Source organism: Phytohabitans maris (assembly GCF_031085175.1).
In the GTDB taxonomy this organism is placed as follows: Bacteria; Actinomycetota; Actinomycetes; order Mycobacteriales; family Micromonosporaceae; genus Phytohabitans; species Phytohabitans maris.
The window spans coordinates 58,017-74,722 of the sequence record NZ_JAVHUY010000026.1; the positions used below are offsets into that span (position 1 = coordinate 58,017).

A 16,706-nucleotide genomic window follows, 5' to 3' on the forward strand; every position below is an offset into this window, starting at 1 on the left:
TGTGGGTGATGGAGACCGACGGCCTGTTCCCCCTCGCGGCCACCGGCGTGCGTGACGCACCGGTGGGGGGTGGCGCCACGGGTGGTTTCACTCCGCCCGGGGCCGACTCCCCGCTGCCGGTGCGGATGCGGCCGGCGTCGCTCGACGAGCTGGTCGGTCAGGATCACCTGCTGGCGCCCGGCGCGCCCCTGCGGCAGCTGGTCGGCGGTTCGACGCCGATGTCGGTGATCCTGTGGGGGCCGCCGGGCAGCGGCAAGACCACGATCGCGCACCTGGTGGCGGCCGCCACCGATCGACGGTTCGTGGCGATGTCGGCACTCTCCGCCGGCGTCAAGGACGTGCGCGCCGTGATCGACACCGCCCGGCGCGAGCGGCGGGCCGGCGGGCCGCCCACCGTCCTCTTCATCGACGAGGTGCACCGCTTCAGCAAGACCCAGCAGGACTCGCTGCTCGCGGCGGTGGAGGACCGCACGGTCACGCTGCTCGCGGCCACCACGGAAAACCCGTATTTTTCCGTCATCTCGCCGCTCCTGTCCCGGTGTGTGCTGCTCACCCTCCAGCCGCTCGATGACGATGCCGTGCGCGGGCTCATCCAGCGCGCGACCACCGACGAGCGCGGGCTGGGTGGGGCGGTCACCCTTGATCGGGACGCCGAAGACCATCTGGTACGGCTGGCCGGTGGCGATGTGCGTAAGGCCCTGACCGCCCTGGAGGCGGCCGCCTCCTCCGCCTCGGCGCGCGGAGCTTCGGTGATCGACCTGGCCACGGCCGAGCAGGCGGTCGACGTCGCCGCGGTCCGCTACGACCGGGACGGCGACGCGCACTACGACGTGACCAGCGCGTTCATCAAGAGCATGCGCGGCTCCGACGCCGACGCGGCGCTGCACTGGCTGGCCCGCATGCTGGTGGCCGGGGAAGACGCCCGGTTCATCGCCCGGCGCATGGTGATCTTCGCGAGTGAGGACGTGGGCCTGGCCGACCCGACCGCGCTCCAGGTGGCGACCGCGGCCGCACACGCCGTCGAGTACGTGGGGCTGCCCGAGGCCCAGCTCAACCTGGCCCACGCCGTGATCCACCTCGCCACCGCGCCGAAGTCCAACTCGGCCACCATGGCGATCGGCAAGGCGATGGCCGACGTACGCGCGGGACGCGGCGGTGCCGTCCCCCGCCATTTGCGCGACGCGCACTACCCCGGCTCGCGAGGGCTGGGCCACGGCACCGGCTACCGGTACCCGCACGACGACCCGCGCGGCGTGGTCACCCAGCAGTACGCGCCGGACGACCTGGCGAACACCGACTACTACCGGCCCAGCGAGCACGGTGCGGAGCGCGCGGTGGCGGCCCGCCTCCCCGCGCTCCGCCGGATCGTGCGAGGTGACGATGCGTAGGGAGGCTCCTGTCACAGCTCGGTGGGGTACGGGCCCGCGGCCCGTGCGCGTTGCGCGGCTTGACCGGCGGGCTGGTGTGCGGTCCGGTCTGGGTGCGGGGCCCGTGCGTGGTGCTCTGCCCGCCTGGCCGGCTGGTGTGCGGTCCGGTCTGGGTGCGGGGCCCGTGCGTGGTGCTCTGCCCGCCTGGCCGGCTGGTGTGCGGCCCGGTCTGGGCGCGCGGCCGGCGTCGCGCCTGGGTGCCCGGCCTGGTCCGGGTCTTAGCGCGCGGCTCGCCTGGCGCGTGGGTGCTCCGCTCGGGGCTGTGGGTGTGCGGCTCAAGGGCGCCGGGGCGCGGCTCGGGGGCGTGGGTGTGCGGCTCGGGGGCGTGGGCGCATGGCTCGGGGGCGTGGGCGCATGGTGAAGCGCTGGGGCCGCGGAAAGAGCGAGGAGCCCGTCGATGAGCCGGTGGCCGGCGAGGAGACCGGCTGGCTCGACGACCTGCGCACCGCCAAGCAGGAAGGCGCCGCCATCGGCCCGGGTGCCGCCGGCGCCTCCGCCTACGCGAAGCTTCCCACCGGCGACGACGAGGAGGCCGACGAGGACGGCTGGCCGACCGCGCCACCGCGCCGCGCCGAGGAGCAGGCCGGCCCCGCCGTGCCGCTGCCGAGCGCCCAGCGTGGCCAGCCCGCGCCGTTCGGCCCCGACGGCCCTGGCCCCGGTGTGCCGCCGCGCGCCGCCGACCGTCCCCCGATGCGGCGGCCGGGCGGCCCGGGTGGGCGCGAGGCCCCGCCGCCCGCCGGCCCTCCGGTGATGGCCGGGCCGGTCCCGCCTGGCGAGCCGCCCCGTTCCCGCCACACCGACCCCGGGCGCCCGCCCGGCTACGGCGAGCCGCCACCCGGCCGTCACGGTGACCCGCCCGCTGGCCCCCGCCGGGGCGACGGCGGTGTGCGCGGTCGCTTCGACGAGCCCCCGAACGGCCCGCGCGCCGGCGGCCCACCCCGGCGCGGCGACGCGGGCGGCTTCGAGCAGGTCGTGCCGGTGGCCGCTCCCGACGGCGGGCGGTTCGACGGCGTGACCCCACCCGGCCGGTTCGACGGCGCGGACGCCCCGGGCCGGCACGGCGACACCGGCGACGTCACCGGACCGCCCCGCGCGGGCCGGCACGGCGACACGGGCGACGTCATGGCTTCCGGCCGGCGCGGCGCCGGCAGGCACGGTGACACCGGTGACGTGATGGACGGCGGTCGTCGCGGTGGCACCGGTGACGTGCCGGGCCCGGGCCGTCGCGCCGGCACCGGCGACGCGATGGGCGCCGCCCGGCATGGCGACACCGGCGACGTGATGGACGGCGGTCGTCGCGGTGGCACCGGTGACGTAATGGGCCCGGGTCGCCGCGGCAGCACCGGTGACGTGATGGACGGCGGCATGGGCCCGGGTCGTCGCGGCGGCACGGGCGATGTCATGGACGGCGGTCGCCACGGTGAGCCGGCGGGGCGCCGTGGCGGAGCCGGTCGTCACGGCGACACCGGCGACATCGCCGCGTCGGGCCGCCATGGTGACACCGGCGACGTCATGGCTTCCGGCCGGCGCGGCGGCGGTCGCCACGGTGACACCGGCGACGTACTGAGCCCGGGACGGCACGGCGGCCCGAGCGACGGACGGCACGGCAGCACGGGCGACGTCACCGGCGGGGGGCGGCACGGTGCGGTCCCCGCGCCCGGACGGCCGGGTGACAGCGGCGGCTTCGCGGCCGTTCCGCCCGCCGCGCGGCACGGCGAGCCCGAGCCACGACGCCCCGACGGCGGAGCGCGCGACCGCTTCGACCCGGGCGCCGCTCCGCCCGGACAGGGGTTTCCGCCCCGCCCCGGCGACGGCCCGCGGCGGGGCGAGGTCCCGCCACCCCGGCACGGCGAACCCGGCCGCCCGGGCGAGGCCCCACCGCCCCGCCACGGCGACGCGGCCGCGCCCTACGGCGAACCCGCACCGTCCCGCCGCGGCGAGCCGCGCCACGGTGCCGGCGGCGCGCCCGGACGGTTCGAGCAGGCGGCACCCGGGCGCTTCGAGGAGCCGCCGCCGGGTCGCTTCGCGGACGGTCCCCGGCACGGCGAGGCGATACCGGTCCGGCAGGGCCCCGGCATGTCCCTGCCCAGGGACCCCGACACCGGTGGCTTCCAGGCGATGGCCGCGGCGGCGCCGGCCCGGCCCTCGGCGTTCCAGCAGGGGCGCCCGGCGGGGAGCGACGTACCCGCGTCCGGCAACGCGCCCGACGTACCCGCGCCCACACCCGACCTCCCGCGCGGCGGCGCACCTGGCCACCGCGACGACCCGGCGGGCGACAGCGGCCCGGCCGAGGGCCCGCGGGTGCCGCTGCCCGGTACCCGCGCGTCCCGCCACGCCGGCGCGCAGTCCGCGGCACCGGCCGGCGCCGCTCCGGACGCCCCCGCCGAACCGCTCACGCCGCCGCGCGGCCGTACCCGTGGCGGGCAGCGCTCGGCGGCACGGGGCGAGCGGGCCGGTGGGGCGCGTTCCCGCTGGGTCGACCAGGACGCGGCCGGTGGCGGCCCGCGCCTGCCCGACCAGGCGGCCGGCCCCGAGGGCTGGGTCGAGCCGGACGGGCGGGCCGCGCAGTCCGCGCCGCCGAGCCCGCGGCCGCCGATGCCGGACATGCCGCCGCCGGGGTACACCGACGGGCCGGACGGATCGCGCCGCCGCGCCGCCCAGGACGGGCCGGCCGACGGGGTCGCTGGGCGCCGCCGCGGCGGGACCGGCTACGACACCGGCGACGTCGCGGGCCCGGAGGGTGGGCGCCGCCGTGGTGCGGCCGACTACGAGCCCGGTGACGGGACTGACGGCGGGCGCCGCCGGGGTCGCGGTCAGGGCGGACCCGCCGGGTACGACGCCGGAGACGCCGCCGAACCCGAGGCTGGTCGCCGCCGGGTGGGCACCCCGGGCATGGGCGGGCAGCGCGCACCGGTGGACGACGACGACCTGGAAGGCTTCGCCGGGCCCGGTGGCCGGCCGCGGGGCAACCGCGGTGTCGGGCGCCCGCGCGCGCCGATGGGCCAGGGCGCACCCGACCCGCGTCGCGCTGGGCCACCCGGCCCGGACGGCACACCGGCCGGGCGCGCCACGCCGGTGGCTCCACCCGTGGTTCCGGGGCGGCAGGGAGCGACACCGCCGGGCAGCCCGCGCGGCCGCGGCGGTGCCCGGCCCGGTGGCGGACGCCCGCCGATGGACCAGGCGGGACCGGGCGGACGGTTCGGTCCGGAGGCGCAGTCGGGTCCGCGCGCACCCTTCGGGCCGGACGGGCCGCAGGGCCGGCCGGACGGACCGGGGACGGCGGACGGTCCGGGCACGCCCGCGGGACCGCGGGTCCCCGGCGGGCCGGGACGTCCCGGTGGGCCACGAGCCGGTGCGGCGGGCGGCCCCGGAGCGGGCGGCGGACCGGGCGTGCCCGGAGCGGGTGGACCAGGCGGCCCCGGTGGACCGGGAGCGCTGGGCGGATCGGGCGGCCCCGCTGGACCGGGAGTGTCTGGCGGTCCCGGCATGGCGGCCGGACCCGGTGTTCCGGGCGGGCCGCGGGTGCCGGGTGGCCCACGCGCCGGCCGAGCCGGTGGGCGCGCGGGCCAGGGAGTGGCTGACGGCCCCGGAATGCCGGCGGGACCGGGCATGGCGGCGGGACCGGGCATGGCGGCGGGACCGGGGGTGCCCGGCGGGACCGGCCTGGCCGGCGGACCCCGCACGCCCGGTGGGCCGGAGACGGCGGCCGGGCCGGCGGGCCGAGCGAGGACGCCCGGCGGCCCCGGAATCGCCGGCGGGCCCGAGACGCCGGCGGTCCCTGGCGGGCCGGGCGGGCCGGGAATGGCGGCCGGGCCGGGGATGGCGGCCGGGCCGGCGGGCCGGGCGCGGACACCCGGTGCTGGACCACACCCCACCGGCCGGGCCGGGACACCGGACCTCCCACGCCCGGGCGGCCACCCCACCGGACCGGACGACCTGCGCCCCGGTGGTCGCGGCGGAGGGCTGGACGATCCGCGTGCGGGCGGCGGTCGTGGCGGAGGGCTGGACGATCCGCGTGCGGGCGGTCGTGGCGGGCCACCGGACGACCCGCGCCCGGGGATGCGTGGCGGAGGGCTGGACGACCTGCGGCCCGGGCGGGGCGGAGGGCCCGACGGGCCGGACGGGCGCCCGGGAGACGGCCCCAGCCGGCCGGTGGGCCTGCGCGGTCCCGGCCCGGCTGGCGCGGGACCCAACGGGGCGGGCATGGCGAGCGTCCCCAGCGGCCCCGGAGGCGGCCTGGGCGGGCGCGGGCCGGGTGGCATGGGACCTGACGGGCCGGGACCGGCGCGGGCGGCCGCGGCCGCACCCGTCGTGCCGCCTGGCGTGGCAGCGGGGCCGGGTACGGCGCCTGGGCGGGCAGCGCCCGGTGGTGCGCCGGTCGGGCCGGGCGCGGGTCCGCGGACCGGGCGAGCGTCCGCCGCGGCGGCTCCCGTCGAGGGGCGGGTCGGGCCACCGGGCGGCCCCGGCATCGCGCCGGGAAGCCCCGGGAGTGTCGGGGCGGCGGGGAGTCCGGTGGGGTTCCCGGGGAGTCCCGTCGCGCCACCGGGGAGCCCGGTCGGTGGTGACGCCGAACCGGTCGCCGTCGCGCGCGCGTCCGTCGCGCCGCCCGCCGAGCCGGGGGTACGGGCGACCCGTCCGGCGGCACCCGTCAGTGGATCGGGGGACGGACCTGATCCCGTACCCGATGAGACGCTGGACCGCGACGGCGGTCCCGGGCCGGCGGAGGCGCGGGAGCAGCGGGCCTGGCGCCTGGTCGCCATCGTCGTCGCGAGCCTGATCGTGCTCGGGGCGCTGCCGCTCTACTTCGGCATCCGCACTGCCACGCGCGACCCGGTCCTCAACTCGCTCAACGCCCTCGACGTCCCCGGCTGGGCGGCCGGAAACGTGCAGGACGCCGTGAGCGGCAGCCGGTGGTGCCTGGTGGACTGCCGCTTCCGGGAGCGGACGGCGCAGTCCCAGCAGGGGCCGGACGAGACCACCCGGGTGTACGAGGCGGCGCTCACCGAGGCCGGCTGGCAGCGCTGGGAGGCGGCGAAGCTCTGTCCCGAGCAGCCGGTACCCGGGCACTACACCTGCTGGACGCGCGACGAGTTGACGCTCGACCTGTGGGTGCGCGCGCCCTCGTGCGCCACGCCGCAGCAGGGCGAGGGGGGTACCCCGCCGCCAGCGGGGCCGGGTGGCAGGTGCGACGGTTCCGTGGTGTCGGTGAAGGTGCGCAACGCCATCGACGACGATCGGGTCAAGACGGGGCCGAGCACCGACCCCTCGCTGACCGGTGAGGACCCCGATCCGGTCTTCACGGACGATCCGCTGCTGGACGATCCGACGCCGACGCCCTCCTGACCCGGCGGCCGCCCGTCACTGACGGTAGGGTCTGCACGTTGGCGGATTGGGTGGCCCGGGCGGAGGAGGACAGGCGTGTCGGGTGGAGAGATCGCGGCGCTGGTGGCGGCCGGTGCGTTCCTGATGCTCGTGCTGGTGCTGGCGGTGCCGATCCTGCGCCTGCGGCGCACAGTGGACGCGGCGACCCGCGCCATCAACGACATCAACGAGCGCACGGCACCGCTGCTCGGCAACGTCAACACCACGATCGTGGGGGTCAACGAGGCGTTGGGGCAGGTGCACACCACGTTGGACGGTGTAAACCTCCAACTGGCCAAGGTGGACACGATCACCGGCCACGCGCAGAGCGTCACGGCCAACGTGGCCAACCTCGCCACCGTCGTCTCCGCCGCCGCGGCCAACCCGCTGGTCAAGGTCGCCGCGTTCGGGTACGGGGTGCGCCGCGCCGCCGCGGCCCGGCGCCACGCCGACGAGGAGCGTGAGGTGCGCGCCACCCTCAAGCAGCGGCGCAAGGAGGCCCGCGCGGCCCGCAAGGCAGGACACGTCACCGGCTGACCCCCCGGAGCGGGCGCGGTTGGCGGTACGGGAAGGATGAAAGCCATGAGGCGGTTGCTCTGGTTGGGTGTCGGACTGGCGGTCGGCGCGCTCGTCGTGCGCAAGGTCACGCAGAAGGCCCAGTCGTACACGCCGGGCGGCATCGCCGCGTCGCTCTCGGAATCCGCTGGCGGTCTGGTGGAGTCCGTCCGTAGCTTCGTAGACGACGTGCGGGTGGGCATGGCCGAGCGGGAGCAGGAGATCCACGAGGCGATCGAGGCCGGCGTCCACCTGGAAGAGCTGGAAGACGACGACACGCTGATGACACGGAGAGGCGATCGATGAAGACGGCGGAGATCAAGCGGCGGTTTCTGGCCCATTTCGCGGCCAATGGGCACACGGTCGTGCCTTCCGCTGCGCTGCCGGCCATCGATGACCCGAACCTGTTGTTCATCAATGCGGGCATGGTGCAGTTCGTGCCGTATTTCCTGGGTCAGCGGACCCCGCCGTACGATCGGGCGGCGAGTGTGCAGAAGTGCATCCGTACGCCGGACATCGACGAGGTCGGCAAGACCAGCCGGCATGGCACGTTCTTCCAGATGAACGGCAACTTCTCGTTCGGCGACTACTTCAAGTCGGGGGCGATCCCGCTGGCGTGGGAGCTGTCGACCAAGCCGGTGTCGCAGGGTGGTTTCGGGCTGGACGGCGACCGGATCTGGGCGACGGTGTACCTGGACGACGACGAGGCCATCGACATCTGGCACAAGACGGTGGGTCTGCCGCTGGAGCGGATCGTGCGCCGGGGCAAGCGGGACAACTACTGGTCGATGGGGATTCCCGGGCCGGCGGGGCCGTGCTCGGAGCTCTATTACGACCGTGGCCCCGACTACGGGCCGGAGGGCGGTCCGGATGTCGACGAGGACCGGTTCCTGGAGTTTTGGAACCTGGTGTTCATGCAGTACGAGATCGCGGATGTGAAGTCCAAGGAGGACTTCCGGGTGGTCCGTGAGCTGCCGAGCAAGAATATCGACACCGGTATGGGTCTGGAGCGGATCGCGTCGATCCTGCAGGGTGTGGACAACCTGTACGAGATCGACGAGGTGCGCCCGATCCTGGCGTTGGCGGCGGAGTTGACCGGTCGGCGGTACGGGGCGAAGTCCGGTCATGTGGCGGGTGAGTCGCATCCGGACGACGTGCGGCTGCGGGTGATCGCCGATCACGTGCGCACCGCGTTGATGTTGATCGGCGACGGTGTCACCCCGTCCAACGAGGGGCGCGGTTACGTGCTGCGCCGGATCATGCGTCGGGCGATCAGGGCGATGCGGCTGCTGGGCTGGCAGGAGCCGGCGCTGCCGCTGCTGCTGCCGGTGGCGCGGGACTGCATGTCGCCGTCGTACCCGGAGGTGGCGACCGACTTCGACCGGATCTCGCAGTACGCCTACGCGGAGGAGGACGCGTTCCTGTCCACGCTGCGGGCCGGCACGACGATCCTGGACACCGCGATCTCGACCGCCAAGCGGCAGGGCAGCCCGACGCTGTCGGGGGATCAGGCGTTTCAGCTGCACGACACGTACGGCTTCCCGATCGACCTCACCCTGGAGATCGCGGCCGAGCAGGGGCTCACCGTCGACTCCGAGGGCTTCCGCCGGCTGATGGCCGACCAGCGGGAACGGGCCAAGGCCGACGCGCGGGCGCGCAAGACCGGCCACGCCGACCTCTCCTCGTACCGCTCGGCGCTCGACGACGGCGGCCCGGTGGAGTTCACCGGATACCACGAGGTGGCGCGCGAGTCGCGGGTCCGCTCGGTGCTCAGCTCGGGCGGCGCGGCGCTGCCCGCGGCCGGTGAGGGCGAGCAGATCGAGCTGGTGCTCGACGCCACCCCCTTCTACGCCGAGGGCGGCGGCCAGCAGGCCGACCAGGGCATCATCACCGTCGGCGGCGGCCAGGTCGAGGTCGTCGACGTCCAGCAGCCGGTGCCCGGGCTGATCGTCCACAAGGCCCGCGTCGTCCGCGGCGAGGTCCGCCCGGGCGACGCCGGGTACGCGGAGATCGACGTCACTCGCCGCAAGGCGATCTCGCGGTCGCACACCGCCACCCACCTGGTGCACCAGACGATGCGCAACTTCCTCGGCGAGTCGGCGACCCAGGCGGGCTCGCTCAACGCCCCGGGCCGGCTCCGCTTCGACTTCAACACGCCCGGCGCGGTGCCGGCCAGCGTCCTGCACGACGTGGAGCAGCAGGTCAACGAGGTGCTCCTCGGCGACCTGGAGGTGCACGCGTTCATCACCTCGCAGGAGGAGGCGCGGCGGCTGGGCGCGATGGCGCTGTTCGGCGAGAAGTACGGCGACGAGGTGCGGGTCGTCGAGGTCGGCGACTACGCCCGCGAGCTCTGCGGCGGCACCCACGTGGCCCGCTCCGGCCAGCTCGGCCTCGTCAAGATCCTGTCCGAGGCGTCGATCGGCTCCGGCGTGCGCCGGGTCGAGGCGCTGGTCGGCATCGACGCGTTCGGCTACCTGGCCCGCGAGCACCTGCTCGTGTCGCGGCTGGCCGAGCTCTACCGGGTCCCCAACGAGCAGGTCGCCGAGCGGGTCGAGCAGACCGTGACCCAGCTGCGCGACGCGGAGAAGGAACTGGAGAAGCTCCGCGCTCAGCTCGTCCTCGGAGGTGCGGCGTCGCTGGCGTCGTCGGCGCGCGAGGTGGGCGGCGTCGCCTACGTGGGCACCGAGGCACCGGAGGGCGCCGGCGGCAACGACGTGCGCACCCTCGCCCAGGAGATCCGCGGCAAGATCGACCCGGCCCGCCCCGCGGTGGTCGCGGTGGCCGCCCGCTCCGGCGGCAAGGCGTCCCTGGTGGTCGCGGTCAACCAGGCCGCGCGCGGCCGTGGCGTCTCCGCCTCCGACCTGGTCAAGGGCGCGCTCTCCGGCCGCGGCGGCGGCAGCCCCGACCTGGCCCAGGGCGGCGGCCTCCCGGCCTCCGAGGCGCCCCGCCTGCTCGCCTCCGTCGAGCAGGCGCTCGCCACCGCCTAGGGCCGTCGGCACGGCTTTCGCGGCCCGCGCGGGCCGCACTGGCCCCGTGTCCGGGCGTCGCGCCGGGCGCGGGGCTTGCGTGCGAGAAGCTCTCGAGCTGCCCGCACAGACGGGGCAGCCACGTCACCGCCTCCGAAGGCCTCTCCACATAGCCCGATGCCATATGCCCCGATTCCATATACCCCGGTCCGCCGCACCTGCGGACCGCATGCGCGGGGTCCCCGGGAAATGTGGAGCGCAGCGGAGCGTTTTCTTGGGGTGCTTTCCCGCGGGCACCGCTCCCGGCCGGCTCCTCGCTGGCGCTCGTCGAAACCCCGGCCGTCCGCTGCCACGCCCGCCGGTCAAGCCCAACCCGGGCGGCTGCTTGTGCGCGTGGGTCAAGCCCATCCGGGGCGCTTGGCTGCCGCGCGCGTGGATCGAGCCCGCCCGGGCCGATCGGTGGCTGTGCCCGTGTGGGTCAAGGCCGAGCCCGGGTGGTGGGCTGTCACGTCCGCGGGTCAAGGCCGAGCCCGGGTGGCGGACTGCCGCGCGTGCGGGTCAAGCCCAACCCCGGGCCGGTCGGCCGCGACGTGCGTGGGTCGAGCCCTGCCCAGCCCGGTGCGGTCCGGGCCGCCACGCCCGCGCGGCAAGCCCCACCCACACACCGCCATGCCACGGTCTGGTGCGGTCACGAGTGCCCCGTCTGTGCGGGCAACTCGAGAGCTTCTCGCGAAGTAGACCGGTCCCCGGCGGATCCACCTCGACGGGCCTGCCTCACCGGCTCGTCTCGACCTGCCTGCCCCTGGGCTGCCTACCTCGACGGGCTGGCCTCGGGCGGCTTGCCCGGGCGGCTGGCGCCGGGCCGGCTGCTGGCCTCGGGCGGTGGCGGCCCAGGCGGCTGGTCCGGGCGGTGGTGGCCTGGGCGGCTGGTCCGGGCGGTGGTGGCCTGGGCGGGCCGGTGGGGTGGGGCTTGGCCCGCGGACCTGGCAGCGGAGGCCGGGGAAGTCGGCGAGCGCGAGCGAGCCGCCGGCCGTAGCGGTGCCCGCGGGAATGCACCCCAAGAAAACGCTCCGCTGCGCTCCACGTTTCCCCGGGGACCCCGCGCATACGGTCCGCGGGTGACGCGGGCCGGGGCAAATCCGCCGAAAAAGCGTCACTCAGACGCTGGACGAACGGCGGGGGTGACCGCGACACCGCCGGTGCCGTGCGCGACCATGATGGGTCAGGCGCGGAGCAAAGGGAGCGTATGGGCGAGTTCGTGCGCGGCACCCGGCTGGGTGTCGACGTCGGTCAGGTGCGGGTCGGCGTCGCGTTGAGTGACCCGGACGGCGTTCTGGCGACCCCGTTGGTCACGCTGCGCCGCGACCTGAATGCGGACGTTGATGCTGTTCCTTCCGATATCTTTGAACTTGCGCGACTCGTAGATGCGTATCAAACCGTAGAGGTCGTGGTCGGGTTGCCGGTGACACTCGCCGGGACGGAAGGACCCGCGGCGGTGCAGGCCAGGGCATATGCCCAGCGCCTGAGCGGGGCGATCGCGCCGGTGCCGGTGCGGCTGGCTGACGAGAGGATGTCCACCGTCGCGGCAACCCGTAGGCTGGCCGAACGTGGCGTGCGGGGAAAGCGCCAACGTGCGGTTGTCGACCAGGCGGCCGCTGTGGAGATCCTGCAGGGCTGGCTAGACGCGCAGCGGAGGCGAGCGTAATGATCGACGAGTTGGAGCTCGCGTTCGACGACGAACCCGTCGAACGGTGGCGACATCGTCGTGGACGTAAGCGGGGCCAGAAGAAGCGTGGTGGCGCGGGCAAGAGCGTGGTCGCGCTGCTCGTGGTGGTCGTGATGCTCGGGGCCCTGGGCGCCGGCGTCTGGTACGGCTACGACCGCGTGCAGGGCTTCTTCACGACCGCCGACTACGAGGGCGCGGGCCAGGGCGAGGTGACCATCCAGGTCAAGCAGGGCGACACCGCGACCGACATCGCCAACGCGCTGGTGACGGCCGACGTGGTGAAGAGCGCCAAGGCGTTTACCGAGGCGGCCCGGGACAACTCGCGCAGCCAGAATATCCAGCCCGGCACCTACAAGCTGCACCTGCAGATGAGCGGCGCCGAGGCGCTCAACATGCTGCTCGACCTGAAGAACAAGATCGTCAACGGCGTGCTGGTGCGCGAGGGGATCTCGGCGAAGGCCACGTTCCGGGAGCTGGAGAAGGCTACGAAGATCCCGGTGAAGGACTTCGAAGCGGCCGCCAAGGACCCGATCGACCTGGGCATCCCGGACTGGTGGTTCAAGCGCAGCGACGGCAAGAAGGTGACGCCGTCGATCGAGGGGTTCCTCTTCCCGGACACGTACGAGATCGATCCTAAGTGGACGGCGAAGGACATCGTGCGCACGATGGTCGACCGCTTCCTCACGGTGACCGGCGAGCTGAAGTTCGACGAGAAGGCGCAGGCGCTCAACCTCACGCCGTACGACGTGCTCATCGTCTCCTCGCTGGCCCAGGCCGAGGCGGGCACCCAGGAGGACCTGGGCAAGGTGGCGCGGGTGGCGTACAACCGGCTCTACGGCGAGTTTCCGTGCAACTGCCTGGAGATGGACGTCACCGTCAACTACTGGCGCGAGCTGCGCGGACTGCCGATCAAGGCGTCCAAGGACATGACCGCCTCCGAGCTCGACGACCCGAAGAACCCGTACAACCGCAAGCTCAAGGGCCTCGTCCCCACCCCGATCAACAACCCGGGCAGGCACGCCCTCGAAGGCGCGATGGCGCCGCCGCCGGGCAACTGGCTCTACTTCGTGGCGATCGACAAGTCCGGGCGGTCCGCGTTCACCAACGACCTCAACCAGCACGAGAAGAACAAGCAGACCGCGCGCGAAAACGGCGTCCTTTGACCGAGGTCCACCGGGCGGCCGTGCTGGGCAAGCCGGTCGCCCACTCGCTCTCCCCGGCCATCCACAACGCCGGCTACGCCGCCGCCGGGCTGGCCGGGTGGTCCTACACCGCGGTCGAGTGCGCCGAGTCGGAACTCGCCGGCGTCGTGGCCGGCCTCGGTCCGGAGTGGGCCGGGTTGTCGCTCACCATGCCGCTCAAAGAGGTGGCGCTGTCGGTGGCCACCGAGATCACCCCGGTCGCGGCCGCGGTGGGTGCCGCCAACACTCTGGTACGCGTCACGGGTGGCTGGCGCGCGGACAACACCGACGTCCCGGGCATGGTCGACGCGCTGGGCGGCGTGCCCGGCGGTGCGTCGTTCACGGTGCTCGGGGCGGGTGGCACGGCGCGTGCCGCGATCGCGGCGGCCGCCCGCGCGGGCGCCGCGGGAGTGACCGTGGTGGCCCGGCGCGCCGAGGCGGTGGCCGACCTGCGCCCGGTGGCCGAGGCGGTCGGCGTCCCCTTCGCCGGCGCCGGCTGGGACGAGGCCAAGCGGCACGCCGGCGCCGACGTGGTGATCTCCACGGTGCCGAAGGGCGTGGCCGACCCGCTCGCCGCCGAGGTGGCCTGGCGCCCCGCCACCGTGCTCTTCGACGCGCTCTACGACCCGTGGCCCACCCCGCTCGCCGCCGCGGCCGCCGCGGCCGGCTGCCGGATCGTCTCCGGCCTCGACCTGCTGCTGGCCCAAGCGGTCGGCCAGTGGGAACAGTTCACCGGCGTCCGTCCCGCCCCGAGGGCCGCGATGCGCGCCGCCCTCCACTCCGCCCGCACTTCTCGCGCTTGATCGCGCCTAGCGCGCTCCCGCGCGCTCCCGCCCCTCGCGCAGTTGATCAGGGAGTTGGTGGGCGTGGCGCGCGGCGTGTCGCCGCACCAAGTCCCTGATCAACGGCAGAGGGGGGCGCGGTGGCCGGCGCGGGGCATGGCAGACTTTCTGGCGTGTTGCGCTGGTTGACCGCGGGTGAGTCGCACGGCCCCGCGCTCGTCGCTGTCCTCGAAGGTGTGCCCGCCGGGGTCCTGGTGACGAGCGCCGACATCGGGCGGGAGCTGGCCCGCCGGCGGCTCGGCTACGGCCGGGGCGCCCGGATGTCGTTCGAGCAGGACGCCGTCGAGATCATCGGCGGCATCCGCCACGGTGTCACGCTGGGCAGCCCGGTGGCCGTGCGGGTGGGCAACTCCGAGTGGCCCAAGTGGGAGACGGTCATGGCCGCCGACCCGGTCGACCCCGAGGTGCTCGCCGCCCAGGCCCGCAACGCGCCGCTGACCCGGCCCCGCCCCGGGCACGCCGACCTGGCCGGCATGCAGAAGTACGGGCACGCCGACGCCCGCCCCATCCTCGAACGGGCCAGCGCGCGGGAGACCGCCGCCCGGGTAGCCGTCGGCACCGTCGCCAAGGCGCTGGTCAAGCAGGCGCTCGGCATCGAGATCGTGTCGCACGTGGTGGAGCTCGGTTCGGTGGCCGCCAAGCCCGGCCTCGCCCCCCGCCCGGAGGACGCCGAGCGGGTCGACGCCGACCCGCTGCGCTGCCTCGACCCGGAGGCGAGCGCCCGGATGGTCGCCGAGGTCGACGCCGCCAAGAAGGACGCCGACACGCTGGGTGGCATCGTCGAGGTCCTCGCCTACGGGGTACCGCCGGGGCTCGGCAGCCACGTGCAGTGGGACCGCAAGCTCGACGCCCGCATCGCCACCGCGCTCATGTCGATCCAGGCCATCAAGGGCGTGGAGATCGGCGACGCGTGGCTCCAGGCGCGTTCGCGGGGGTCGGTGGCGCACGACGAGATCATCCCGACGGCCAGCGGCGTGCGGCGGGTGACCGACCGGGCCGGCGGCCTGGAGGGCGGCATCACGACCGGCGAGCCGCTGCGGATCAAGGCGGCGATGAAGCCGATCTCCTCGCTCAACCGCGCGCTCTCCACTGTGGACGTGGCGACCGGTGAGGCGGCCACCGCCATCAACCAGCGTTCCGACGTCTGCGCCGTCCCGGCCGCCGCCGTGGTGGCCGAGGCGATGGTCGCGCTGGTGTTGGCCGAGGCGGCGACCGAGAAGTTCGGCGGCGACTCGGTCACGGAGATCCGCCGCAACCTCGCCGGCTACCTTGACAACCTGGTCATCCGGTGAGCCAGGGTGCGCGGCCGGCCTCCGGTGGCGACGTGCCCGCGCGGCCGGCCTCCGGCGACGGCGGCGGTGAGCCTGCGCGGACGGCCGCCGTGGCCCGCGCCTCGGACGGCGGCGAGGGGCCGGACCGGACGGGCGGCCACGACGGCGGTGAGCGGTCGGACCGGCCGGGCGCCGGCCACGACGGCGGTGAGCGGCCGGACCGGGCAGCAACGGTGAAGCCGGCCTGCGTGCTCGTCGGCGTCATGGGGGCCGGCAAGACGACGGTCGGCGAGCTGCTGGCCGCCCGGCTCGGCGTGGGCTTCCGCGACACGGACATCGACATCGAGGCGACCGCGGGCAAGCCCATCGCCGAGATCTTCATCGACGAGGGCGAAGCCCACTTCCGCACCCTGGAGGAGGCGGCGGTGCGGTCGGCGCTGGCCTCCTTCGACGGCGTACTCGCCCTCGGCGGCGGCGCGATCCTCTCCGAGCGCACCCGGGCCGCGCTGGCCGGTCACCCGGTCGTCTTCCTCTCCGTCGGCCTCTCCGACGCGGTCAGCCGCGTGGGGCTGGGCGCCGGCCGCCCGCTGCTGGCCATGAACCCGCGGGCGACGCTGAAGCACCTGATGGACCAGCGCCGCCCGCTCTACGAGCAGGTCGCGACGTTCACGGTGGCCACCGACGGCCGCGAGCCCGAGGAGATCGCCGCCGAGATCGCCACCCTCCTCAAGCCCTAGAGGATCTGTTCCAGGATTTGGGCTACCGCGATGTCCGCGCTGGTCCAGACCCAAGGCCACCCACACTAATTAGGGTCACGGTGGTGAGCTGGGCACGCTCAGGAGCGCCCGGGCGTTGACCGCCCGGGCGGACCGGGTCGCGATCGATCAAGGACAGCGCCGGGCGCCGTCGAGATCGTGGTACGTATGTGTGCCCTCAGGCGGGCGGATCCGTACCACGATCTGCTGGGACGGTCTCGCTCTCCAGCCGTGAACTCGGGTCGAGGGCGGTGCGTCCGTTGATCGGCGTCGGGGGTCGGTTGGCTCGTGCTCCCGCGGCCTCACCCTCCGCGGTCGGCGCTCCCGCCCCGGTCCGCGGAATCAGATCGTGGTATCGAGCTGCCCCCGGAGGGGCACTGGAATACCACGATCACCGGCTGGAGTCGGGTTCGGGGCGTGCCGCCCGGGGGTGGCGGTGATCGTTCGTCCGTTTTCCGCGTGACGCCGGGCAGGACGCGGGTTTGGGCGGACGATCACCGGGCTTTGGCATTGGGTTCGGACGATCCGTGGCACGGATCGTGGCGCGCGGCGAGCGCGGCCCCGACCCGTGCGCCGGACCCCCGCGGACCGGGGTGGATGCCGACCGCGGAGGGTGACGTGG

The 16,706-nt window shown here is 75.2% G+C and carries 10 protein-coding genes; all 10 read left to right on the forward strand.

Annotated features, from left to right (window positions below; genetic code table 11):
- Positions 1–8: 8 nt before the first annotated feature.
- The 10 genes from RB614_RS25820 (at position 9) to RB614_RS25865 (ending at position 16,066) form a co-directional block, all read left to right on the forward strand.
- On the forward strand, positions 9–1,388 hold the full coding sequence (locus RB614_RS25820; protein ID WP_308715279.1) for a replication-associated recombination protein A: 1,380 nt from the start codon (positions 9–11) through the stop codon (positions 1,386–1,388).
- A gap of 4,731 nt (positions 1,389–6,119) precedes the next feature.
- Positions 6,120–6,770 carry a hypothetical protein gene (locus tag RB614_RS44355; protein WP_428983115.1) on the forward strand — a complete coding sequence of 217 codons (651 nt, stop codon included), beginning with the start codon at positions 6,120–6,122 and terminating at the stop codon, positions 6,768–6,770.
- A gap of 75 nt (positions 6,771–6,845) precedes the next feature.
- The gene (locus tag RB614_RS25830) at positions 6,846–7,325 is read left to right on the forward strand and encodes a DUF948 domain-containing protein (protein WP_308715222.1); all 480 of its coding nucleotides are present in this window, start codon (positions 6,846–6,848) and stop codon (positions 7,323–7,325) included.
- A 45-nt stretch (positions 7,326–7,370) separates the two neighbouring features.
- Positions 7,371–7,649 carry a hypothetical protein gene (locus RB614_RS25835; RefSeq protein ID WP_308715223.1) on the forward strand — a complete coding sequence of 93 codons (279 nt, stop codon included), beginning with the start codon at positions 7,371–7,373 and terminating at the stop codon, positions 7,647–7,649.
- A complete protein-coding gene (alaS, locus tag RB614_RS25840) occupies positions 7,646–10,330 on the forward strand; it encodes an alanine--tRNA ligase (protein WP_308715224.1) in 2,685 nt (894 codons plus the stop codon). The genes RB614_RS25835 and alaS overlap by 4 nt, the downstream gene beginning before the upstream one ends.
- 1,225 nt (positions 10,331–11,555) lie before the next feature.
- A complete protein-coding gene (ruvX, locus tag RB614_RS25845; RefSeq protein ID WP_308715225.1) occupies positions 11,556–12,014 on the forward strand; it encodes a Holliday junction resolvase RuvX in 459 nt (152 codons plus the stop codon).
- Complete coding sequence (mltG, locus tag RB614_RS25850; protein WP_308715226.1) at positions 12,014–13,198, forward strand: endolytic transglycosylase MltG; 1,185 nt, start codon at positions 12,014–12,016, stop codon at positions 13,196–13,198. Before ruvX ends, mltG begins: the two co-directional genes overlap by 1 nt.
- Positions 13,195–14,019 carry a shikimate dehydrogenase gene (locus tag RB614_RS25855; RefSeq protein ID WP_308715227.1) on the forward strand — a complete coding sequence of 275 codons (825 nt, stop codon included), beginning with the start codon at positions 13,195–13,197 and terminating at the stop codon, positions 14,017–14,019. Before mltG ends, RB614_RS25855 begins: the two co-directional genes overlap by 4 nt.
- A 152-nt stretch (positions 14,020–14,171) precedes the next feature.
- On the forward strand, positions 14,172–15,350 hold the full coding sequence (gene aroC, locus RB614_RS25860; RefSeq protein ID WP_308715228.1) for a chorismate synthase: 1,179 nt from the start codon (positions 14,172–14,174) through the stop codon (positions 15,348–15,350).
- Between the two features lie 212 nt (positions 15,351–15,562).
- Entirely contained in the window at positions 15,563–16,066 is a 504-nt protein-coding gene (locus RB614_RS25865) for a shikimate kinase (RefSeq protein WP_308715280.1), read from the forward strand.
- Positions 16,067–16,706 lie beyond the last annotated feature (640 nt).

Bases quoted from the DNA above. Each gene is read 5' to 3' on its own strand.
- RB614_RS25835 (WP_308715223.1), top strand. From the start codon at position 7,371: ATGAGGCGGTTGCTCTGGTTGGGTGTCGGACTGGCGGTCGGCGCGCTC.
- alaS (WP_308715224.1), top strand. From the start codon at position 7,646: ATGAAGACGGCGGAGATCAAGCGGCGGTTTCTGGCCCATTTCGCGGCC.
- ruvX (WP_308715225.1), top strand. From the start codon at position 11,556: ATGGGCGAGTTCGTGCGCGGCACCCGGCTGGGTGTCGACGTCGGTCAG.
- mltG (WP_308715226.1), top strand. From the start codon at position 12,014: ATGATCGACGAGTTGGAGCTCGCGTTCGACGACGAACCCGTCGAACGG.
- RB614_RS25820 (WP_308715279.1), top strand. From the start codon at position 9: ATGGAGACCGACGGCCTGTTCCCCCTCGCGGCCACCGGCGTGCGTGAC.